Below are 24087 nucleotides of genomic sequence, written 5' to 3'. Positions count from 1 at the left end.
TGAACGGTGTAGTTTCAACTTACTACTACCCCGCAAGGGGATTGAAACGCTTTAATTGAGGCAAAAGCACCGCTACTGTTATCAAATGTTTCAACTTACTACTACCCCGCAAGGGGATTGAAACCCGCCACCCCAACTCTTACAGCTATTTGGCTTAATTTGTTTCAACTTACTACTACCCCGCAAGGGGATTGAAACTCACAAATGCAAGCATGATAAATACCCTGGATATTGCTGCATTCCATGTTTCAACTTACTACTACCCCGCAAGGGGATTGAAACAATTGCAACTGCTAACTAATGTAATACCAATCGTAGATGTTTCAACTTACTACTACCCCGCAAGGGGATTGAAACGACAACCCATGAAACCCTGAGAAGCCCTAGGGTAGCGTTTCAACTTACTACTACCCCGCAAGGGGATTGAAACAATAGTCCCTCTGCTTCTGGGGCATTGTCAAAAACGTTTCAACTTACTACTACCCCGCAAGGGGAATGAAACTTTTGCTAATTAAAGATTATGGCAGAATATCCACAAATGTTTCAACTTACTTCTACCCCGCAAGGGGATTGAAACCTTTCCTCTGAGAAAATCGCCGGCGGCAGTGGCTTGAGTTTCAACTTACTTCTACCCCGTAAGGGGATTGAAACATACCGAAAAAACTCTAGTTACTCAAAAGGATTGGAAGATGTAGAAGCAGGTAGAACCACTAGCTTAAGTGAATTTGAACAAGAAATGCGACAAAAGCATGGTATTTCTTGTTAGAACTACTCGAACAGCAATTCACGAGGAAGAACAATAAAATTCGTCTCACGCAAAGACGCAAAGGTACAAAGAAAAAGAAATGTAACTTTGGCATTTCATATTCAGATTTAGTAATGCCAAAGTTTTAGGAACTTCCAAATAAAAAATATTCTACTGTTCACAGTGATCAGTAGACCTCTTGCAAAAGTCCTTCTTAGCGTTCTTTTCTTTGCGTCTTTGCGCCTTTGCGCGAGACAAAAAAAGATTTATGCAATAAGTCTAGTTATCAGTCAACAGTTATCAGTCAGCAATTGAAATTCCCTAACTATTCTGTTTATTAAATACCTCTAAAATCTGCCGGCAAACTTTTTTCAGCTTATCGCCAACTTCACCAGAAGGCAAAGATTCGCCAAAAAAACTCCAGTTTTCCACCGTCGAAAGTCGCCAAGCTTCGCCGCGATGGTCAAATCCAGCTACCTCTATACCGATCGCTCGCCGTAAATTATTGATAGGATCTTGATAAAACCGGATTTGAATTAACACACTGCGACTACGCCATGATTTACTGATTCCAGGAAAGTGAAAGCCAATATCTATGGAATCTGGATCTACCAATTCCCTTGTTTCTGGGTCATTCTTCCAAGGTTTGAGATCCGATTTGGCATCAGGGAACTCGAATTTAAATAGATTAACCACCGTAGCAATCTTGCTGGCGAGTTCAAGGTTAGTTGCCTGTTCAGCTGCGTTCACTACAAAAAACTCCTAACTATGGTGTCAGCTTTCAAATGTGACGACAGAAAAACCGCCAGAAGGCTTATCATATTGGTGTTTCAGCTTATCAATACCTTTTGAATTACGCAACCATAAATCACATTTCCCTGACAATTATTCTTACCAGAAGCCGCTAAAAAACTGCTCATCGAAGGTTTATGTATAGAAAAAGGGTATTTAAGTAATTGTACTTAATTTTTTCAAAAAATCACCCCTCACTCTGCACTTTCTCAAAAATATTAGGTGTTAATACAAGATTTTCGGCAAATTCTCTTGCTGACAGGAACGAGAAATTACCTTGGCGATCTAAAATGACACTGGTAATCGGCAAACAAATAAATTCTGTTTATGGCGCGTCAACGCTCGATATTTTCCTTAATTCTGGTATTGTTAGCCACATTCCTCATCAGTTGTGGTGGCCCTAACATCGCAGCTCCACCTCCAACTTATACAACAGCTCAACTTCAGAAAATTCAGACATACGTCCCTGAAATTAAAGCAGTGCGCGATCGCGCTGACGAATTGAGAGATTTGATCGAGAAAAAAGACTGGGTATTTGTGGGTAATTTTATACACGGGCCCATCACGGAAGCCAAGTTGAGTATGAGTTATATCACTCCCAATCTTTTACCCAAGGTTCAACCCCAAGCACGTCAGATAACAAAAGATTTCTTTAGTCACCTGATTAAAATCGATCAAGCTGCTAAAGATAGCGATAGTTTAGTTGCTTTGAATAACTACCAAGCTGTTTTCGACGACATTGACAAATTCTTAGAACTGGTTCCTGATACAAGCGCTCCTTCAGGAGAAGCAAGCTAAGGGCGAGGTAAGATGGGCAGAAGAGGATGAGGGAGATGAGGGGGATGAGGGGGATGAGGAGGATGAGGAGGATGAGGAAGCAAAATCTTACTTATCTCCCCTACTCCCTCATCTCCCCCTACTCCCTCATCTTCCCCCACTCCCTCATCTCCCTCTCAAAACAGTAATGAGTCATGTAGTAATTATCGGTTGCGGTGTGGTTGGCGCGGCGATCGCCTACGAACTAAGTCTTGTCCAAGGGCTAACAATCACAGTTATCGACCGTCAACCACCTGCACAAGCTTCCACTGGCGCTGCACTTGGCGTTTTGATGGGTGTCATTAGCCACAAAATCAAGGGTAAAGCTTGGCAGATGCGACAAACTAGCATCCAGCGCTACGAAACCTTGATTCCAGAATTAGAAGCCTTAACAAATCGCCAAATCCCTTTTAACCGCCAGGGAATTCTCAGCCTCTGTGGTGCAGAAGATGATTTGTCAGCATGGGAAAACCTAGTAGCTATTCGTCACTCCCAAGGCTGGCGGTTAGAAATTTGGGACACAGCGAAACTTAAAGAAATTTGCCCTCAAGTTAATCAGGAAAAAATTACTGGCGCTGTCTATTCTCCACAAGACCGTCAACTCGATCCAACTGCCTTGACTTTAGCTTTAGTTGAAGCTGCCCAGCACAAAGGTGTTAATTTCAAGTTTGGTGTGACAGTTTTGGGTGTGCCAACGCCTGAAAAAAATAGTCTCGAAGAACCAGTCAAATGCACTTTTGTTGAGACTACAGAGGGAAAAATTGCCGCAGATTGGATTGTATTTGCTGCGGGACTCGGTTCAACGCCACTCACCGCCCAATTAGACCAGACAGTTGATATCCGTCCTGTGTTGGGGCAAGCACTACAACTCAGTTTAGGACATGTATTAGGAAATCCTGACTTTCAGCCAGCCATCACTGGTAATGATGTGCATATTGTGCCTGTGGGTGGCGGAGATTACTGGATAGGTGCGACAGTAGAATTTCCCACAAATGGCGATGAAATCCCGCCAAATCAAGAACTTTTAGAAACCGTCAGACAACAAGCGATCGCTTTTTGCCCAGAATTAGCCACAGCAAAGATTATCCGCACTTGGTCAGGCTTGCGTCCCCGCCCCGAAGGTCGCCCAGCACCAGTTATCGGTCAACTACCAGGCTATAGTAACATCCTCCTAGCTACTGGACACTATCGTAACGGCGTTTTGCTAGCACCCGCAACAGCTTATGCAATTCGTGAGATGATTATTCCTGGGAATTTTTAATAAAAAACACCTTTTTATCTTTGCGCCTTTATCTTTGCGCCTTTGCGCCTTTGCGTGAGGCATTTAAATTCAAAAACCCAGGAAAATCGCGTGTCTATAACAGAACAGAAAATCACAGTAGATTCACTAGAATGGTTTTATCGAGAAGCTTCACCAATCGGCAGAACTGACTTATTGCCTGTAGTTTTACTACATGGTTTAGTTTCGCAAAGTTACAGTTGGCGTAATATTTTACCAGCTTTAGCCAATCAGGGGACGAGAGCGATCGCGCCTGATTGGATCGGCTATGGCTTTTCTGCAATGCCAGAAAAACGAGACTTTGCCTACACACCAGATGCATTTATTACAGCCTTAGAAAAATTTATTCAAGCATTAGAACTTGAGCGTTTTTCGTTAGTTGTGCAAGGTTTTTTAGGCTCTGTTGGACTACAATATGCCTTGCGTCACCCCGAACAAATCGCCAACATAGCTATATTAAATACACCAATTTCTACTGCTGCCAAATTACCCTGGAAAATCAAACAAATGGGTTTACCTTTAGCAGGTGAAATGATGACCCAAGATCCTCTATTAGTTGATAGGACACTAGAAGGTGGTAGCCGTTACCGCATAGAAGATCAAGATTTAGATGTTTATCGAAAACCCTTTTTGAAAACCTCTGCTGTGGGACGCGCCCTTTTAGCCACCATTCGCAATTTGCAACTTGAACAAGCAACAACAGAAATCGAATCTGGCTTTCAACAATGGCAACAGCCAATTTTGATTCAATGGGGCATGATTGACCCTTGGTTATCTGTAGACATAGCACAAAAATTTGCCGATTCTGTACCAAATGCTGAATTAATAAAACTTAATAACGTCGGGCATTATCCACAAGAACACTATCATAAAACAATTCTAGAAGACCTTTTGCCTTTTATCCGACGTACAAATGCCTAGTTTATCTCTGTGCCTTCGTGTCTTTGTGGTTGTTTGATTTTTTACCACAAAGACACAAAGACACAAAGTATTTTTACATCAGGTAGATATGAATAAATATAACTATATGAAAAGCTGTAACAATGCCTATAACCCTTACAACTAACTACTCACAACTGACAATCTTCACAAGTTAACTTGATTTTTGCCGAGCTGTTTATCAGTTTTTATTGTTAAGGATAATAACTTACTGTATGTTTTTGTGGCAGATTTATAATAATATATAAGGTTGCATTAGTGAAAATTATAGTACAACTAACAATTCATTAAAACCTGAGAGAGGGAGATTATTCTTCATGGCTTATTCCTGGTTTAAAGCATTTCATATTATTGGCATTGTAGTTTGGTTTGCTGGGTTATTCTACTTGGTGCGTCTTTTTATCTATCATATTGAAGCTAACGCTGAACCAGAACCAGCACGCACGATACTGAAGAATCAGTATCAGATTATGGAAAAACGCCTCTACCGGATCATCACTACTCCAGGAATGTTGGTGACAGTAGCAATGGCAATTGGTTTATTAAGTACTGAACCGGATGTTTTAAAAGAGGGTTGGTTACACGTCAAACTTTTATTTGTTGCCCTTTTACTTGGTTATCATCATTACTGCGGTCGTTTAATGAAGCAGTTAGCAGCAGATGAATGTCGCTGGAATAGTCAACAGATGCGTGCTTTAAATGAAGCGCCCACAGTGATGTTGATGGTAATTGTATTGCTGGCTGTATTCAAAAATAATCTACCTACAGACATTACTGCTTGGTTAATTTTCGGCTCAATTATTCTCATGGCGGTAACTATTCAGCTTTACGCCAAGAAACGCAAGCGTGATAAAGAGAAGCTAACAGCACAGATAGGACAACCCCAAGAACAAAGTTAGACAAGATTACCTGAGATATCTTACATTAAGAAATGTTAAAAAACTAAATTTGGTATCTCAGGCGTAAATATGTCCGGTAAACCTTTAGGTAAACCCCGTCCATTGTGGCGAGTCATTTTCTTGTCTGTTGCCACCTTCATGTTGTACTACGGCTGGTACAAATGGATTATTCAGGAAGAACTACGCCGTTATAACGGGTTTGGTTGGTCAGGAACCCTGTGTTTAGCACCTTTCGTCTTGGGAGTAGCAGTCCCCCAAGCTTTACGCATATTTGATCCTGATGTTCCAGGATGGTTTGGTTGGTTTTCGCTACTGGGTGTTGTTTGGATTTACATCATCCAATTTAAGTTATATAAAACAGTAAATGCACTGTACCGCCAAGCAGGAATGAAAGCACCGCTTGTAGTTTGGTGGTTGTTTGTACCGGGATTAAATTTAATTGTCGGTTTAAGACAGATTCACTTTTTGAGTCAATTTTGGGCAAAAGAACAAGGAGTAATTATTCCAGATTCCCTTGCGGAAAATATTCCCCTGCTGTCAGGTAATGCTTAATCAAGTTTGCAGTTAGAGTCAGACTAGTGCATGATCAGCCTAAATTTAGTGCATAAATTTCTTCTAATCTCTCTGTGTCACGGACACTTTCCTCAACGGGGGGAACCCCCGCACGGAAGTGTCCTCCTCTGCGCCTCTGCGGTTCGTTAATGCATTATTTTAGTCCGGTCGTGCCAGTAGGTTATGTTACGACTATGCAAGAATTTGGGAGTTTTAGAGAATAAGAATTAACCGCAGGGCACTATATTTTTCGGTGCGTTAAGCGTTGCTATAACGCACCGAAAAATTTCTACAATTTAAGGTTTACTCGAAAAGTATCTCTTAATAATGCACTATTTGTTGCTGTGATAGTCAAGGATTGAACCCGACAATGAAATATCAGCAATTATTTAATAATCGAGTGGCTGTACTCGGTACAATGCATCAAAAAGAAAGGGCGATCGCTCCAATTTTAGAAAAGGAATTAGGAATTAAAGTTATAGTACCAGATAATTTTAATACTGATATTTATGGAACTTTTAGTAGAGAGATAAAACGCCCTGGAACTCAAATTATTACAGCGAGATTAAAAGCCCAAAAGGCACTCGATATTACAGGTGAAACATTAGCGATCGCTAGCGAAGGCAGTTTTGCACCTCATCCTGCTGTGCCTTATATTTACTGTAACAAAGAAATTGTCATTTTCATAGATAAAGACAATGATCTAGAAATTATTGGTGAGGAATTTTCTCTAGAAACTAACTTTAATCATCAGGTTGTAGAGAATCTACAACAGGCGTGGGAATTTGCGCTGAAAGTTGGTTTCCCTGAACATGGTCTAGTTGTTTGGTTCGAGAAATCAGAAGGTAATAGTAATGAAATTATTAAAGGCATTACTACAGAAACAAAACTTGTAGAAGCTATAAATTTATCTTTAGAAAATTCAACCACAGGTCAAGTGCATATTGAAACAGATATGCGAGCTATTTATAATCCTACGCGGATGAAAAACATAGAAAAAGCTACCAGTGATTTGTTAACAAAAATTAAAAGCCTCTGCCCAAACTGTTCTACACCAGGTTTTGCCATAACTGAAAGAATTCAAGGTTTACCGTGTGAACTTTGTTTGACACCAACTACCCTAACTCATTTGGTAATTTATAAATGCAAAAAATGTGGTTTTCGTCAAGAAAAATTATTCCCTAATAACAGAGAATTTGCCGATCCAGCGCAGTGTATGTATTGTAATCCCTAAACTGTAATTTCAAGTTCGCTTAATTACTACTCAAAAAAAGTATTTCACAGACGAGTAAGCTTTTTCTACCTACAAAAACTTTTTGGATTACCCCCTCCGTAGGGGAACGCTGCTCGCCTGACTCATACCATTACTGCTCAATGGACACTCCCGCTGTATCCCTTATTCAGCAGACCTTAGAGCTTTTCGAGCGTGCCATTCCATTTTGTAATACTGCTTACCCTGAAGCAGTTACAAGTGTGGCAGATGAAACTATATTATTTATCGAATAGACACGCCAATATTGTTATCTCAGATCTTAGTTAAGGAAGTGTAGATTTTGATTATCGGCATCGGGTAAAAAGTTTCGAGCCGCAGACGGCTAGACATAAAAATTTGCACCACTCTCAGTTACTATCACCCTTGCTTGCCTTTGCATGTATTGCTCAAATTTCAATTGAGCGATTGTTTGGTCATCCAAAGTGATCGCTTGTACTTATACGATTGTTTATATTAAATACTAGACTTAGTTATGTGATCGCAATCTCGAGGCTGTGCATTTCCTAAAGCGATCGCTGAGCAACTAAAAAATTCAGTTCTTCAAGTATTTTTCTTTGCCATCATGCAACGCTTGCCATACCGTATTCATCGCGTTTGGGCATTTCTCTTCCTGACTACGCTAACCTTATGCTTGTGGTTAGGGCATCCTTCTCTAACAATTGAGCATAAGGGAATATTAGAAATAGCAACAGCCCAATCTTCGAGTTTAACGCAGCCAGTGCAGCAAGGGCTTGAGTTATACCAAGCTGGCGATATTCAAGGAGCAATCAAATTTTGGCAAGCATCTCTCTCCAATCAACGACGCACTAGTGATTCTGCTGAGGTAATAAGTGTTCGGACATACCTTGCTAGAGCATACCAACAAGTAGGACAAATATCTGAAGCGATCGCTCAATTAAAGCTAATTATTGCCTACTATCATCAATTAAACGAACCGATAAATTTAGGAAGGATGCTGACAGAACAGGCTCAACTCTACACTAGCTTGGGACAGCATCGACGGGCAGTTAGGATTTTGTGCAGTCAAAATCAAAACTATGCAACCTGTAGTCCAGATAGTGCCATAGAAATTGCCCGCCACCACTCAGATGCTCTTGGCGAAGTAGCCGCTTGGGGTAGTTTAGGAAATGCTCATCGTCTCCAAGGCGAGTATGAACAAGCTATTCAAGATTTTGAACGCAGTTATAAAATTGCCAAGCGCGTTGATAATCAAACTTACCAAGTGTCTAATCTGAATGGTTTAGCTAATACCTATGCTAGTCTTGCAAAGCGCAATCAGCGTCGTGTCGAATTTACTAATGAGGTAGGCGATAAGAAAGCTGCTCAACAATTCCAGCAATACGCTGTTGCTAATGATAACCAAGCTGTACAGTATTTTGAACAAAGCCTGAATCTAGCTCGTAGCCAGAATGATAAAGTTAATGAATTGCGATCGCTATTAGGTCTAGTTAAGCTTTATCATCGCCAACATCGTCAAAATCAAACAATAGTTAACAATACACTACAGCAAGCACTGATTATAGTAGAAAAATTACCTGACTCCCGCGAGAAAGCATACACGGCGATTCAACTTGCCAATCTTCTACAATTTCTTAACCAAAAGAACGAATCAATTATTACTGAACCAGCTACCCAATGTTTAGAGTCAGAATCATTAGCCAAGTCTGTTGAACTACTCAACTTAGCTATAACAATTACCCAAAAAATAGAAGATAGAGAGACAGAAGCTTTTGCTAAAGGCCGCTTAGGACACATTTACGAATGTCGACAAGATTATCAACAAGCTATAAAATTAACTCAACAAGCACTGCTTGGTACTGTCTCTGATGAGAACCTTTACTTATGGACATGGCAGGCGGGACGATTATCTAAAGCTACAGGTCGAGTGCAAGAAGCAATTAAATTTTATGAAAAATCAATTAGCAGCCTCAAAAATATACGTAATGACCTAATTGTACAACAGCGAGATTTACAATTTGATTTTCGAGATAATGTTGAACCAGTTTACCGAGAGTTGTTAGAGTTGCGTCTAGACCAAACAAGTAATTTAGTTAATGAATCAGATCTTCAACAGAATTTAGATTCCATACTGCCAATAATAGATGAGTTAAGGTTAGCAGAACTACAAAACTATTTAGGAAATAATTGCGATTTAGCACTCACTCAAAAACCAGTGCCATTAGTAGGGAAGAATACTGCTGTTTTAAGTTCGGTTATTCTAAAAGAACGCCTAGCGATTATTTTCACATTAGCTGACAGTAAGCAGAAATTTAAGTCTAAGATTGCTTGGATTACTGTTAAAAATCAAGAAGTTCGAGAAACTATTAACGATCTACGAATTAAATTAGAAAAGCGCTCTGACTTGGAAAATACTTATCAAACTAAAGCGCAACAAGTATATGATTGGTTTATTCGTCCATTTATCAAAGATTTGGAAACAGAAAAAATTGAAACTTTAGTTTTTATTCAAGACGGGATTTTGCGGAGTATTCCCATTGCTGCACTGTTTGATGGTAAACAATTTTTGATTGAGAAATATGCGATCGCCTTTGCGCCAGCATTAACTCTAACAAATCCTCAACAATCGAACCCACAAAAATTACAGGTATTAGCTTTCGGCTTGACACAACCAGCTACCGTGCAGACAGATGTCGGTGCAAGAAGTTTTGAGCCGCTGACACAAGTTCCATCTGAGTTAAAAGCCATTACAACCAGTTTACCTAAAAGTAAAGTACTACTGGATCAAGATTTTACACCTGAGCGTTTGCAACAAGAGTTAAAAGAAAATACCTACCCAATTATTCACCTAGCGACTCACGGTAAGTTTGGCATTGATGATAGAGAAACGTTTTTAGTAACTGGAAAAAAATTTAAAGCAAGTGTCCAAGAATCCTTGACAAATCAGACATATAATGAAAAACTTACACTAAATGATTTTTATCAACTTATTCATGGTGATCGCTCTAAAAATCAACCAATTGAGTTAATCACTTTAACAGCGTGTGAAACAGCAGTAGGAAGCGATCGTGAAAGTTTGGGTTTAGCTGGTATCGCCATTCAAGCTGGATCTAAAAGCGGCATTGCTTCCCTGTGGAAAGTTGACGATGCAGCAACCGCGTAACTGATAGCCAAATTTTATCAAAATTGGCATAGCGGTATGACTAAAGCCAAAGCCTTACAAGCAGATCAATTAGCTTGGTTACAAGCGCATCAACAGCAGATTGAAAGCCATCCTGGATATTGGACACCATTCATTCTCATTGGTAACTGGCTCTGACCTTAACCCTTTTTTATCACTTTAGGAGAAGACAATCATTAAAAGCTTTTTAAAACTTTAATCTTTTTTACCTATAAATTTCAGCTACTTTTAATTAAGGTTAAAAGCTTGCTTTGATTCATTATTTCCCAAAATTACAAAATAGGACTAAAGATGTAAAAATTTTATTTAACTCCTGATTAACGTTGCAATTGATGAATTTTACTATTTGTTAATGCTGCTGTAATTTGTTCTGTTTGTTCTATTTTAGTTCCGGTTGCTATTTGTTCTAAAAGAGACTTTCTTAATTCTTGTAGACTTGGTTCATTCTTTGAGATTAAAGCAAGTTCTAAAGTTTCATACCACAAATCAGCTTTTTTATAGAGATTTACTTTGGTTAATATATCATTGCTTTGAGATAGTTGTTTTTCTAAATCTGGTGAAACTGAAACTACTTTCATCGCAGCGATCGCAAATGGATTACCTGATGGACGATTAGCATCGCAAACTAATTCAACTTGCCAAACATATCTGCTGCCAACTGACAATTTTAGATTAGGCAAAGATAAAACCATAATTCCTGGAGAACTTTTAAAATTTTCATCTTTAATTTCTTTGACTAACTTAGATTTTTTGTTAGTCCCGTCGTATTCATAAAGACGAAACTCCATTTGCCAGGGACTAGTATCTTTCACAAACCAAGCAAATGTGGGGCTATTTGCCAAAGTTTGACCATAGCTTTGAGTAGGCGCTAGTAAAACTATATTGGGAATACTGTTAGATGATGCTACGCTTTCGCTCTCACATCCTCTAGAACCGCCTGAAGTTCCTGTAGTCTGCGGTGGAGGGTCATCATTATTGTTGCTTCCGGCTACAGCTGTTGCAGGCATTAATAACAACAGACTTAAGGCAATATAGCTAATCAAACTGTTATTAAAACTTTTTTTTAATAAACTTACTATCTGCATGGAGTATTTTCTCCTTCAAGAATTTACTACTACCTGTAAAAAGTATCTTGTTTAACCAGCTATATTATGCAGATAGATTGCCACAAAACTTACAATAATACAAAATACTTAAGGATTCTCACAATTGCTGCTAAAACCATAGAGTTTTTATTTGCAACTAGTTTCAATGGATAAATAATTTCTTATAAAAATTTCTAATTGCCTGCATATCAGAGAATCGTTGCCACCAATTACTTGTCATAGGCCAAGTCAACTCGCAGATAGTACCTTGTGGATAGTGAGGATATCGCCGAAATTTACCTTTCAATTGTCGAGCTAAATCTTGAGCTTGGTTTGTTCCTTGTCCACTACGTTGATAATCTTTGGATATATTTGTAACTCCATTATCAATGATTTGCAGACAATAAAGTTTCAAAGAGCGTGTACATACAACATCAAGACGAGTTGCACCTTGAGAGTGTTTACCAACATTACATAAACCTTCTTGTAAAAAAAGATATAATCCACGCTTTTGATTGAGATTTAAGTTGCATTATTCTAATGATTCAAAGTTAGTTTGACTGCGGAAATAATAAAACTATCTTTAACGCTAGGCGCAGTCATGCCAATAATTACAACGCGATCGCGTATCCAGTTAGAGCTTGCTTGTCATCTTGAGTCATATTTGTTTACTTTTAGATATATTTATTTAAGCTAGTTAAATTAAATAAAGCCTAAGTTTTTAATGGCTATAAATTAACTTAGCATCTTGCTTAAAATTAAGATTCAAATTCAGAATACTAATAATTAACTGTCTGTGTGTTGCCCTGAGCGGCAATTGCTTTTCCAATTTTGGAAAAACTAATGTTTAGTTAAGAAATATTAAAGTATATCAAGCTAAATGATGATGTAAAATTATTGCTGGTTACAAAAAGTCGAGCGTGATTCCCATCATAAATGGGGCAAGGTTTGGGAACTGTTTCAGGCAGTAAAGAATGAAAATGATCCTGCTGCTTGGTATCTCAATTATAGTAGTGGTGGTAGAATACCTTTGGCCTTCCCTAATGATGTTGCACATACAGTAAATCCTTTGCTCCTCCAGTATTTGAAAGAGAACTCTGGTCGGTTTGGCACAATCATAATGGACTTTCCTGACTTTCCCACTCGTGAGTTAATTGATAAACCTGAATTTCCTAATAATGAGTTAATTCATCAAATCATACGTAGCAATTTCACTTTAAAGTATCATCAGTAGTATTGTTACTCTCGAGTACCATCAGCAGGGGAATGGAAATCAGAGCGTGTGTTTTTTGGAACTGACGGTAAACTGACTTACGTTTCAGATAAGGAGCAGAACCGGATTCCTGACTATAGCTATGCGGGTTATGGTTATGGTGATGTTGAATTGCCCAAAGTTCCGGAAGTGTTGAGCATTCAACCCATATCAGGTGATAACACTCAGCACATACAACAAGCACTTGACAAGGTAGGTAACTTAAACGCAGATGCTAATGGATTTCGTGGCGCTTTAGTATTAAAGCCAGGCATTTATGAATTACGTAGTACTCTTCAAGTCAATCAAAGCGGGGTTTTATTGCGTGGTTCAGGCGATGGCAACGATCCCAGTAAAGACACAATTTTAGTTGCCAATGTAGTGGAAAAACCTATTGTAAAATTACCCTCTTCAGAGGAAGGTCGTAAAACGAATGGCACGCTCGAAAAGCTCTAAGGTTTGCTGAATAAGGGATACAGCGGAAGAGTGTCCATTGAGCAGTAATGGCATGAGTCAGGCGAGCAGCGTTCGCCTACGGAGCAGGGCTGTTTCATGCCACAAGATGAAGGAGTTTGTCAATATCATGAGAGATAAATCTTTGGGTAATTGTGATGGAATGATAACCATTTCGACGCAGAATATTAAGTGCGATCGCGCGAATAATGGAAAGATTTGCCGGAGCATTACCCATACGGATTGTCGAACTATCTTCTTTCAAGACAACATCTTTCACCCACATGATTTTTATCCCCCTCAACACTTGCAATTTTACCTGTTGAGCGGGAATGAAACAGCCCTGCGCTCTAGAAACTGGTTCTGGAGTTGGGTAGGAATTTTTTTCGAGTGCAGGTGTCTGATTCGCTGGATTTCTAACTTTTGAATAGATGGTATCTCGAACTTTTGGATGATACTAAGGGTTTTTGATTTGTGCGATCTTACATAAGTAAGATTGAACAAAATAAGTGATTTTGAAGAGATTTTTCAGAATTACTCTTGTTGGTTGTGGGAAAAACACCCAATACAAATTCTTCACCACCAAATTATAAATTTGGTGCTGTGTATACACCTTTGGAGAAGTAAGCTACATTTGCACGCTTTGTAGAGAACTCATGCATTCGTTTTGACTAATTACAGCAATATTGCTGTTTTGATAAAAGCTCAAGATTAAGAACTACAAGAAAGAACAATGCCCGATCAAACATTCAGAACAAACATTCCAGAAATTGACCCAACGCAAATTGAAGATTCTCGAACTGCGATCGCCGATGAACATCGCTCGTTCTTGGAAAAGGTCATGGTTAAAGCCGGATTTGCAGATTTGTATGATGCAAGAGACTTTACCGAAGTGGTGTTTCGCGTGATGCGTGACTTAATGACGACCGAAGCCAGCGATCGCGTTGCAGGAGAACTGCATACAGAAGCTGTACCCACTGAAGAAAAAGCACTCCAGTTCGAGGTCGCCGACCTTTGGAAAGACACCAATCCAATAGTGGGATTTTTGAGCCGGGTTCGTCCACCTTGGCAAGGCCCCGGCATCTTCAAGATCGATTCTGATCGCTTCTTGTTCCGAGTTGCAAATGAAAGTGGAATGCCACGAACAGTAGAGCGCGAGCAAGCAGTTAAAGCGGTGTTTTCTGCCACTAAAGACGAACTCTCCGAAGAACGTATTCAGGAAATTGCTAGCTGGCTGCCTGATCATGTACGTGAACTCTGGGAGCAAGCTTAGTTAAAAACCAGAAAATAAAGTTAAGCCTGTTTGCGATTACTACTTGCAAACAGGCTTTTACCTTTCCAGGCTTTGAACAATCACCACAGGCAAACTAAACTGTTTAGTAGCACAATTTTTAACTAAACACCGCCGATTTTTAAACCGATAGCTTTTGAGTAGGATGTATTATTTAATCGTAGCTTGAGTTCTAAGCTTGACGCTAAATTACAAAAAAATACGTTTTCAACTTAAACAGGGATTATTTTAATTACTAATGCTAAAAATCATTTTGTTATTAATAAAGTAAAAGCCTTAGCCAACGCGATGAAGAAAATTAATTTACTGTTTAGTGAAGAACGCCACCAACTCCAGACAGAGATTGACAATGCCAGCAGCATCGAGCAAGTAGTAAAACTGGTTCAAAATCGGCTTGATCATCTCGAAAAAAATTATATTAGCGAATTAAACATCGTTCAAGTACGTCTAGCTTCCTTGTTTTTGGATATGCTACGACAGTCCATTGCCACTCTTGCTGCGGCTAGCTTTGTGCAAATTACTCGCACTGACCAAAAGCAAATTATTAATCAACATACACAGTTTTCCCTTAACAGATTAATCCTGAAAGTACTGAAGGTATTGATTTATCTGGGCATTTTAGGTTCATTATTTTCTTTAACCAAAACTACACCAAGTGCCTGGATGGCTATATTGTTGACCTCCCTGCTTTTAGGACTAGAAGTTGTGCTGCAACTTGACAAAAGCAATGCAACTTCTATTGAACCATTAGAAATACCCCAACCTGTCTTAAGAGTTGATAGCAAAGTTTTTTTAGATAATTTTGCCGATGCACTTAACACTATCGACCTGGCAGTCGCTAGATTTGAAGAAGGAAACAAAATAGAAAGCGATCGCACTATAGAAGAACTACCAGAATTATTGAATTTTCTGCAAAGGCTCATGGGCGCATCATTTTTGAATAAACCCCAAATGGCAGGCGAACTGGTAAAACTTTTACCACAGATTTTAATGTCCCAAGGAATTCGCGCTCAAATTTACCAACCGCAAGAACCGCACAGCTATCGTGAGTATTTTGACTTCGAGCCAAGTATCGACCCATCTAGCAAAGATTATGTTACCATTACACCCGCCTTATTGAAAGGCGATCGCTTGCTCACACGCGGTCGGGTAATTGAACCAGCCTATTCCCAGGCTAGAGAATAATAGACAATAAAAGTATGGAAATTTTAGAAACAATCGGTTTTGATTTGGGGCATGGTGAAACGGCTGTAGCTAAAGCTATTGTCGAAAGCATCGAACCCCCTCAAATGCTTGAGATTAATCACAAGAAAAACCAAATTACAGCCCTTGGTTGGCATCCTCAACTCGGTTATCTTGTGGGAGAACAAGCTTTAATTCAAGCCGGTGTTAGTCAGTTGGTAATCTCTTTCAAGCAAAGACCAAATAACGACCCAAACTACAGGAAAACAATTTGCACTTTCCTAGCTACTTACTACCGCCAACTTCAAGAAACTAGACAAATCGAAGGAGGAGAAAATAGCTACTTTTATGTTGGTTGCCCTTCAGGATGGTCAATTAGCGATCGCGAAGCATACCAAAAACTACTAATAGAAGCTGGCATTCCTCAACTTAACGTTGTACCTGAATCGCGGGCTGCTTTTATGCAAGCTAAGGAAGCCGGCAAACTAGAGTATGAAAAACTGCGTTCCTCTGTACTAATTATTGATATTGGCTCATCAACTACAGACTTTACTCTGGTTAAAAGTTTATCTGAAGTGCCTATAGATTTCGGCAGTAACGCGTTAGGAGCATCCCTAATTGACAAGGCTATTTTTGAGCGTACTCTCGCCAATCATGAGCAATCATCCTTACTCGAAAAAGTATTTCTAGAATATCCCCATCACCAAGCCCGTTGTGAACTTGCCTGTCGCAAAGCCAAGGAAGATTACTTTTCTAATGAACAGTTATACAGCGATCCTCAATCTTTTGCCCGTGGTTTTGAATCGATCAACGAACAAATTTATTTTATTCCCCAAGTCAACAAATTGATGATTGAGGAAATTTTAAATCAACCTTTAGCTGAACTAGGGCAAAAAAGTTGGCTGGAGTCGTTTCGTCACTCTGTCAGTGAGGCAAAAGAAAAACTAGAACAACTGAACATCGTACCGAAATTTGTACTGATGACTGGTGGTGCATCCCGGATGAAGTTTACCCACCTTGTTTGCCAGGAAATTTTTAGCGAACCAGAAACTTTACTTCGCCCCGATCCGGAACCAGAACGGTGTATTGCCTTGGGTTTAGCGCGAGTAGGACGATGGGATCTGCGTGCTGCTGCCTTCAAACAAGAAGTGAACGAACTTTTGGATTCACAAAAGCTTAAACAACTGATTGAGAGACATATCCCAGAGTTAATTGAATCGTTGATTAAGCCACTAGCAGATGGTTTATTAGAAAATGCAGTTAGACCAGGGGTAAAAGACTGGCAACAAAACAAAATCCGCACCTTAGCCGATTTGGAAACATCTATGAAAAGTCGGGCAGAAAATTGGCTGGTTGGCGATCGCTCTTTGCAGATAATTAACAAACAATGCATCAGCTGGTTTAACCATAAAATTCAACCCGACTTAGCCGCAGTAACTGACCCCATATGCCGAAAATTCCAAATACCCAGAAGCAGTTTAAGATTTGAAGACAGCATAGAGCCGACTTTTGTCAACCCAGAACTACGAATTGGAGATGCTATTCTGGCTGATACAGTAGGATTTATTATCAATGTAGTAATCGGTGGAGGTACTTTAGCTAGCATCATCACTTTGATATTAACTGGACACTTGACTTGGCCAATTGCATTGGTATACGGCGCTTCAGTGATGGCAGCAGGAATGGAGCTAAATCGTAAAACAGTCCAAGAAACAATCAAGACAAATTTGGATATCCCTAGTTGGATTCGTTCTAGTTTTATGAGCGACAGAAAAATCGATGATATGTGCGAGCAAATTAAGCCTGAGTTAGAAAAAGTTCTTGGAGAACAACTAACAGCCAATCAACAAGCCTTTGACAAACTGATTGGAAAAGTTGAACAAGGACTTCAAAAAGCTCTTGCTACAAAAGTCCAAGAAGCAATCATCCTCATCCAATAAGGTGAAAGATTGTTATGACCTCTCCCCCGGCCCCTCTCCTTGTAGGCTACGGTGTATACACAAGTAGACCCAGAGCGAGTTTCCAACTTAGTAATTATCGTATTCGCTTGCTCGTCTCAAAAAAAGTATTTCACAGACGAGTAAGCTTTTTCTACCTACAAAAACTTTTTGGATTACCCCCTCCGTAGGCGAACGCTGCTCGCCTGACTCATGCCATTACTACTCAATGGACACTCTTTTGCTGTATCCCTTATTCAGCAAACCTTAGAGCTTTTCGAGCGTACCATTCAATTTTCAGAGCGCCCCATGTCTTCTATTTCTTCGGCGATACTCTGCCAATCTATTTGATGTAGTTGTCCTGTTTTTAAAAGATGTGCTTGTTCTTGTGTCCAAGCATAAAAGTCATTGTCATGGGTAGCTGAGTTCATAAATTTTACTGTATACCAAAGCCAATTTTTGTATGGTGGGCAATGCTTTTATTGTTATCAAATCCTGATTTTTACATTGCGCGTATTGCCCACATCTGAGTTAATTGAGAATCGTGCAAGATATTAGATTTGTTTGAGTTTAACTTGAATGCGAGCGCCTCAGCAATTCTGCACTGACAAATTATCTATGAGTTACTAGAAATCGCCAGCTATTTAAGAAATATCTACCTGATCAGATGAAAATTTAGAAATTAATTCTTCACGAGAAAGTTGCAAAATCAAGGGTGTAAATTATTCTGGTGGTAATAATAAAATGCGGTCAATAATTTGGTTGAGTTCTGCATCTAATTCACCAAATCGGTGACGAAGTAAATTTTCAATAACGCGCTTTTCTCCTTGCTGGATACCTTTTATTGTTTTTCTGCACGCTTTGCGGTGGGGAAACTTTAGTTTATTTCCCCACACCTCGTTCTTGGTCAAATAATTTGGTAATTAACAACAATTACTCCAAATTTTTTAGCCCGATCGCAATTTTACTGTGTTTCTCAATTTGTCCCATTACTTGTTTAGCCCGTTGGATAACTACCGCTGGTAAACCTGCTAATCTTCCAGCTTCAATGCCGTAGGATTTATCAGCACCGCCCGGTTGGACTTGATGCAAAAAGATAATTTGGTCGGGTAATTCTTTCACCGTTACTTGATAATTAGCGACATTCGGCAACATGCTAGCAAGTTCATTTAACTCGTGGTAATGAGTAGCAAAAATCGTCCGCGCCCTAATTTCTGTAGCTAAATATTCTGCCACCGCCCAAGCTATAGAAAGACCATCAAAGGTAGCCGTTCCCCGGCCAATTTCATCTAACAATACCAACGACCTCGAAGTTGCATGGTTGAGAATATTTGCCGTTTCATTCATCTCTACCATGAAGGTAGATTGACCGGTTGCCAAATCATCAACTGCACCGACACGAGTGAAAATGCGATCGCATATTCCCAACCTAGCAGACTTGGCTGGGATAAAACTACCAATTTGCGCCATTAACTGAATCAATCCCACTTGGCGCAGATAACAACTTTTGCCGCTGGCGTTCGGGCCAGTGAGGATAATTAAATCGGGGTTGTCAGTTGTCAGTTGTTGGTTGTCAGTTGTTGTTTTCACTGACAACTTACCACTGACCACTGACTCTTGACCTTGGTTATCTACCACTGACAACTGACCACTGACAACTGACTCTTGACCTAATTCTGTTGAATTGGGCACAAAGAAACCCGCAGGTAAAGACTGTTCCACCACCGGATGACGACCATCAACAATTGCTATTTCTCGTCCTGGTAACATTTCGGGACGACAGTAACCTTGTTGGACAGCCAATTCAGCTAGACCGCACAACACATCCGCTGCCGCTACTGCGCGGGAAAGGTTGCGAATTACCTCGGCTTGTTGTGCTACTTCTTCCCGCAAAGCTGTGAAAATTTCGTATTCCAACTGATTTAAATCATCTCGCGCTGTGAGAATCCGCGCTTCTCGTTCTTTCAAATCTGGGGTGATGTATCGTTCTTCGTTCGTCAGGGTTTGCTTGCGGATGTAATTCGCGGGTACTTGGTCGGCTTTGGCACGGGAAATACTGATGTAGTAACCAAAGGTTTTATTAAATCCTACCTTCAACGTCGCTATTCCCGTCCTCGCCCTTTCGTCAACTTCTAAATTAGCAATCCATTGTTGGTCTGCTGCTACTGTCGCCTTTCTTTCATCCAGTTGTACGTTGACTCCTGGACGAATCAAACCACCTTCTTTAATATGTATGGGCGGCGACTCCACAAGATGGGCGTGTAATTTTTGTGCCAGTTCTTCTAAAATAGGCGGCACTTTCTGTAAAGCTTTTAAAAAGGGGGAATTTGCATCCGCCACTAAGCGCGATAATTCCGGTAAGCGTGAGAGGGAATCTGCCAAGGCTACCAAATCTCTGGCATTGGCTCTACCAGAACCCGCCCTTCCTGTCAACCGTTCTAAGTCATAAATTTGCCGCAATAACTGCCGCAAATCTTGACGTAGAGTAGTATTTTCTCGCAATTCTTCAATTGTATCTTGCCGCGAGCGAATGCCTTTAATATCGATTAGCGGTTGCAATAACCATCGCCGCAACGCCCGCCCGCCCATTGCTGTGCTGGTTCTATCCAATGCCCAAAGCAAAGAACCATGAAAAGTGCCATCCCGCACAGTTTGGGTAATTTCCAAGTTTCTGCGGGTTTGGTGGTCAACAATTAGGTAATCGGTGGTTGTATAGGTGCGTAACCTTTGCAAGGAAATTGGATTTTCTTTTTGGGTGTCTTCCAAATATTCCAAAAGACCGCCAGCGGCACGGACAGCCAAGGGAAGATGATCACAACCGAGTCCTTCGAGCGATCGCACTTTAAATTTCTGCAATAATTTTGGTCTAGCCTCACCTTGGGAAAAAGGAACTTGCGATCGCAAGCTATAACAAAATGATGGCGGTAAACATTGCGGTAAATGGGGTGAAGTTTCTCCCGGACGCAGCAAACTTCCCAAGTCGGGGGCGTTGGTCGGAACCAGCACCTCCGCAGGCTGCAACCGCATCAATTCCTGTGTTAGGTGTTCTAAATCACTGCCTTGGGTGGTAAGGAATTCCCCTGTAGATATATCTGCATAGGCTAAGCCCCAATGATTCCCAGCAATTACCACAGCCGCTAAGTAATTATTGCGACTTGATTTCAACATGCCTTCTTCCAGCAAAGTGCCTGGGGTGAGGATGCGCGTCACCTCACGCCGCACTAACCGACCTGTAGCTTCGGCTGCATCTTCCACTTGGTCGCAAATGACCACAGCAAAGCCTTTTTCTATCAACAGGGTTGTATAGCGTTCCCAGGAGTGATGGGGAACACCGGACATCGCCACCCGCCCTTGTTCCCCGGCTTGTTTGCTAGTGAGGACTAATTCTAATTCTTGGGCTAGTGTGACAGCATCTTGAAAATAGCATTCAAAAAAATCTCCTACCCGATACAGCAACACCGCATGAGGATATTTATCCTTCGTCTCGACATAGTGCAGGTACATTTGACTTAGCTTACTGCGGTCTACCTGTCGATGGTCACAAATAAAAGTACTGGCGTCTGGCTTGGTAGATGGGGTGTCAGGGTGAGAAGCAGTCATAGATGCTAGGGAGTTACGCACAAAAAAGCCACAATACCCGATGATAACGTGATGTGAAAGTTGCAGAGCGATCGCTTTGAGTTTTTTTATTGTTTTTTTCTAAAATTCTCCATACCACCTTCAAGTGCAAAGCGCAGAGTTTAGCACACCTTTAATATTTGGCTGGGCTAACCATTCTTCACGAGAAACTCCAGCTTGTCGCAATAGCCGCGATAATAGACCCAAACAGATATTACCCTCATGAGGATTAGGAAGAATCACAGTCACATCACCTCGCCGCATTTGTGGATGCTTTCCTCCGGCGTATGGGCCTTCAAAGCCTAACTCTTGCAGACGTTTTACTAAATTACGCCAAGAAACAGGGGTTAATTTAGACATTTTGATACAGGTGTAGTCTATTTATGGAAGTTCATAGCTACAATTACGGGAATCCTTAAGACTTTTATACAGGTTTAGTTAATTCATTAAGGTTTATACCAGCAATTACGGGTATCGTTAACCCCAAACGTAACCGTAGTGCTAGCCAGTCACTTAAAGCTTCTCTTAATTCCCGCCTGCATCCTGCTAAAGTTTGATGACTAGCCCAGACTCCTTGCAAGCCGGGAATTTCACCCCAATATGTTTGATCATCTGCAATGATTTCATAAACCGCTAATTCCATTGCTTGGTCAATGTAGCTTGCCAGCATCACAATTAAACAACCCAATACTCTACCTCAATTTAGCTTTTAGCGGTGGCGATCGCTCAAGGATTTTTTATTTTTCGTGATTTTAACTTGTTGATGCACCCATTATCTCGGTTAATGTGGTGAACAGGCGATGGCTTCGCCAACACCTTCGGTGAACGCAGTACGGAGAAGCTTGGCGAACTTTAGTTACATCTAACAATGTTAACAACTTGTTGCACTAAATAATTATCTCTCTCTTCCTTGGCGTACTTGGCGTACTTGGCGGTTCGTTTTTTCTTAAAATTAAGTGGGGCTTTACTGATAAATAGTATCACAAAAAAAGACAGCCAGCAGACAGAGTACAAAATCACTCTATCTAACTGGCTATATTTACCTAAACTTTTGAAGTTTATTTTTCCGGTGGCAAATCTACACTGTAAAGAGTTTCCCCTACCAAATTACGCAGTGTCACCGTCATCACTTTAGTATAACTATTAATTTTGACTGTACCAAAAAATTGCAACCCTTCAGTTGGAGGACGATTTGCTTTCGTATCTGAAGGAATACTTTGAAATATTAATTGTGGCCCAAAAGTATTTTCCAATTGATTTGGCCCAAACGTACCAGAATTGAGAGGCCCAGCGACAAATTCCCAGAAAGGTTTAAAATCAGTAAATTGTGCTTTAGCAGGGTCATAATAATGTGCTGCTGCGTAATGTACATCAGCAGTTAACCAAACAACATTTTGGATATTTTTATTTTTGATATATCGTAGTAAATCTGCAAGTTCTAATTCTCTTCCTAAAGCCGGGTCATCTCCATTAGCCCATGCTTCAAAGTCTGTGCTACCATCTCTAACTATCAGCCCTAAAGGCATATCACTAGCAATTACTTTCCATGTTGCTTTTGATTTATGCAATTGTTTTTTCAACCATTGCACTTGTTTGTTACTTAGAAATTCTGTTTCTTTACTTTGAACTGATTGATTATTGGGGGAATTTGGCCCTCTGTAGCTGCGTTCATCAAGCATGAAAATTTATAGCAGAGAGCCATATTTAAAAGAGCGATAAATTTCAGCCTTGCCTATATTATTATACCGAATAGGCATATATTATAAAAATGCTTGTCTTGCCCTTTCGGCTAATAAGTTAACATCCTTAACTTGATAACGCTCATCATCATTGGGTAGAATTTCGCCAGGATACCAATTATTTATAACTTCGTGGTCATCCCACTGTGCTAGTATGGGAACTTCAGCGTTAAACTTCTTAACATTTTCATCTAACAAATTATATTTATAGTTGCCACGAAATTCTGTTAGCGTTTCTGCTACTTTTGATTTTTCTTCTGTAGTGATATTTTTCCAAATAGTACCGTCGTCTAAAGTTACTTCTGATTGAATGGGGCCATCAGCGTAAATATTATCACCAGAATGGATGAAAAAGTCAGGATTAAGTTGACGCATGGTTTCATAAATTTTCATCCCACCAAAATCAGGATTAATACCCCATCCTTGACCAGCAGTATCTCCACCCCAAATAAAGAATATATCTCGCCCAGAATTGGGAGGAGTCCGGAAAGTGCCGGTTACAGGGACGCTGTAGATATTCTTGTAATCTAAATCTTGGAATATTACGCGATAAAATATTTGTTGACCAGGTGGTAGATTATTGAGATTGAGTCTAGCTGTAAAGTCGTTATCCTTTAAAGCATATGACCCCAAAACCCGCTGAACACGGCGAAAAGATTCGCTTGTAGAATATTCAACTAACATTCTAGCAGGGCGATCGCTGCGACTCCAAATGATAATGTTATCGTTGGTAATATCTCCACAAGCTACGCCATAAGGTATGCCAGGACGCATTTTCTCAGAAGTTATAATTGCAGGTGCTTGGGCAAAAACTTGTGATTTTAATAGAAAATTTGTGGAAATAATTCCACCTGCTGTCACAGCTGAACGTAGTAAAAACTGGCGACGGTTTAGTTTCAATGGGGAATTAGATTCCATATTAAGTAATGTCAAATTCCAGCGAAAGTATTACAGACAGAACTTATATCATGTCCGCTTGATTATAGCCGTCGCCAGTAGTGTTAGGACATCAACAGATGATAAAACCTAGACACAAAAAGACTTTTCACCCAGTCCCCAGTCCCCAGTACCCAGTCCCCAGTCCCCAGTACCCAGT

General features: G+C 40.2%; 19 protein-coding genes, 2 pseudogenes and 1 CRISPR repeat array (1 of these 22 only partly in view). Of the genes and pseudogenes, 11 read left to right on the top strand and 10 right to left on the bottom strand.

What is annotated here, in order from left to right; genetic code table 11:
• A CRISPR array of direct repeats spans positions 1–651; the repeat unit is 37 nt; unit sequence GTTTCAACTTACTACTACCCCGCAAGGGGATTGAAAC (it extends 1591 nt beyond the left edge of the window).
• Positions 652–1066: 415 nt separating this feature from the next.
• Complete coding sequence (locus I8748_RS24005; RefSeq protein ID WP_198127052.1) at positions 1067–1495, bottom strand: hypothetical protein; 429 nt, start codon at positions 1493–1495, stop codon at positions 1067–1069.
• A 369-nt stretch (positions 1496–1864) separates the two neighbouring features.
• Between I8748_RS24005 and psbQ the strand changes: the two genes are divergently transcribed.
• From psbQ to I8748_RS23970, 7 genes and pseudogenes are all read left to right on the top strand, one after another.
• Entirely contained in the window at positions 1865–2335 is a 471-nt protein-coding gene (gene psbQ, locus I8748_RS24000; RefSeq protein WP_198127051.1) for a photosystem II protein PsbQ, read from the top strand.
• Between the two features lie 166 nt (positions 2336–2501).
• Positions 2502–3614 (top strand): NAD(P)/FAD-dependent oxidoreductase, encoded by a 1113-nt coding sequence (locus I8748_RS23995; protein ID WP_198127050.1) that lies wholly within the window; start codon positions 2502–2504, stop codon positions 3612–3614.
• 90 nt (positions 3615–3704) lie between these two features.
• The gene (locus I8748_RS23990; protein WP_198127049.1) at positions 3705–4553 is read left to right on the top strand and encodes an alpha/beta fold hydrolase; all 849 of its coding nucleotides are present in this window, start codon (positions 3705–3707) and stop codon (positions 4551–4553) included.
• 335 nt (positions 4554–4888) lie between these two features.
• Positions 4889–5470, top strand: a complete 582-nt coding sequence (hemJ, locus tag I8748_RS23985) for a protoporphyrinogen oxidase HemJ (RefSeq protein ID WP_096553374.1) — start codon at positions 4889–4891, stop codon at positions 5468–5470.
• Between the two features lie 69 nt (positions 5471–5539).
• Positions 5540–6022: a hypothetical protein gene (locus tag I8748_RS23980; protein WP_198127048.1), complete on the top strand. Its 483-nt coding sequence runs from the start codon at positions 5540–5542 to the stop codon at positions 6020–6022.
• A 370-nt stretch (positions 6023–6392) separates the two neighbouring features.
• Positions 6393–7256 (top strand): DUF6671 family protein, encoded by an 864-nt coding sequence (locus I8748_RS23975; protein ID WP_198127047.1) that lies wholly within the window; start codon positions 6393–6395, stop codon positions 7254–7256.
• 601 nt (positions 7257–7857) lie between these two features.
• Positions 7858–10572 (top strand): annotated as a pseudogene (locus I8748_RS23970) (CHAT domain-containing protein).
• Between the two features lie 179 nt (positions 10573–10751).
• On the opposite strand, the gene I8748_RS23960 reads toward I8748_RS23970, so the two are convergent.
• Entirely contained in the window at positions 10752–11519 is a 768-nt protein-coding gene (locus tag I8748_RS23960; protein ID WP_198127044.1) for a DUF928 domain-containing protein, read from the bottom strand.
• Positions 11520–11682: 163 nt separating this feature from the next.
• A complete protein-coding gene (locus I8748_RS23955) occupies positions 11683–11934 on the bottom strand; it encodes a hypothetical protein (RefSeq protein ID WP_198127043.1) in 252 nt (83 codons plus the stop codon).
• Between the two features lie 867 nt (positions 11935–12801).
• Between I8748_RS23955 and I8748_RS23950 the strand changes: the two genes are divergently transcribed.
• Complete coding sequence (locus tag I8748_RS23950; RefSeq protein ID WP_198127042.1) at positions 12802–13227, top strand: hypothetical protein; 426 nt, start codon at positions 12802–12804, stop codon at positions 13225–13227.
• A 94-nt stretch (positions 13228–13321) separates the two neighbouring features.
• Here I8748_RS23950 and I8748_RS23945 read toward each other — a convergent pair whose 3' ends face one another.
• A complete protein-coding gene (locus tag I8748_RS23945) occupies positions 13322–13510 on the bottom strand; it encodes a hypothetical protein (RefSeq protein WP_198127041.1) in 189 nt (62 codons plus the stop codon).
• 447 nt (positions 13511–13957) lie between these two features.
• On the opposite strand from I8748_RS23945, the gene I8748_RS23940 reads away from it, so the two are divergent.
• From I8748_RS23940 to I8748_RS23930, 3 genes are all read left to right on the top strand, one after another.
• Complete coding sequence (locus I8748_RS23940) at positions 13958–14497, top strand: DUF2267 domain-containing protein (RefSeq protein ID WP_198127040.1); 540 nt, start codon at positions 13958–13960, stop codon at positions 14495–14497.
• Positions 14498–14803: 306 nt separating this feature from the next.
• Positions 14804–15700: a hypothetical protein gene (locus I8748_RS23935; protein ID WP_198127039.1), complete on the top strand. Its 897-nt coding sequence runs from the start codon at positions 14804–14806 to the stop codon at positions 15698–15700.
• A gap of 14 nt (positions 15701–15714) precedes the next feature.
• On the top strand, positions 15715–17637 hold the full coding sequence (locus tag I8748_RS23930; RefSeq protein ID WP_198127038.1) for an Hsp70 family protein: 1923 nt from the start codon (positions 15715–15717) through the stop codon (positions 17635–17637).
• A gap of 287 nt (positions 17638–17924) precedes the next feature.
• Here the strand turns inward: I8748_RS23930 and I8748_RS23925 are convergent, their stop codons facing one another.
• The 6 genes and pseudogenes from I8748_RS23925 to I8748_RS23900 all read right to left on the bottom strand — a co-directional run bounded on the left by I8748_RS23925 (position 17925) and on the right by I8748_RS23900 (position 23909).
• Positions 17925–18065, bottom strand: coding sequence for a DUF29 family protein (locus I8748_RS23925; protein ID WP_225896531.1), 141 nt, complete (start codon positions 18063–18065; stop codon positions 17925–17927).
• Between the two features lie 291 nt (positions 18066–18356).
• On the bottom strand, positions 18357–18545 hold the full coding sequence (locus I8748_RS23920; protein WP_198127037.1) for a hypothetical protein: 189 nt from the start codon (positions 18543–18545) through the stop codon (positions 18357–18359).
• A gap of 22 nt (positions 18546–18567) precedes the next feature.
• Entirely contained in the window at positions 18568–21234 is a 2667-nt protein-coding gene (gene mutS, locus I8748_RS23915) for a DNA mismatch repair protein MutS (RefSeq protein ID WP_198127036.1), read from the bottom strand.
• A 120-nt stretch (positions 21235–21354) separates the two neighbouring features.
• The gene (locus I8748_RS23910; RefSeq protein ID WP_198127035.1) at positions 21355–21612 is read right to left on the bottom strand and encodes a type II toxin-antitoxin system HicA family toxin; all 258 of its coding nucleotides are present in this window, start codon (positions 21610–21612) and stop codon (positions 21355–21357) included.
• 64 nt (positions 21613–21676) lie between these two features.
• The gene (locus I8748_RS23905) at positions 21677–21940 is read right to left on the bottom strand and encodes a type II toxin-antitoxin system HicB family antitoxin (RefSeq protein ID WP_225896530.1); all 264 of its coding nucleotides are present in this window, start codon (positions 21938–21940) and stop codon (positions 21677–21679) included.
• Positions 21941–22310: 370 nt separating this feature from the next.
• Positions 22311–23909, bottom strand: a pseudogene (locus I8748_RS23900) (alkaline phosphatase D family protein).
• Between the last annotated feature and the right edge of the window lie 178 nt (positions 23910–24087).

This window comes from Amazonocrinis nigriterrae CENA67, assembly GCF_016056305.1.
In the GTDB taxonomy this organism is placed as follows: Bacteria; Cyanobacteriota; Cyanobacteriia; order Cyanobacteriales; family Nostocaceae; genus Amazonocrinis; species Amazonocrinis nigriterrae.
This window is presented reverse-complemented; position numbering and strand designations above follow the sequence as displayed.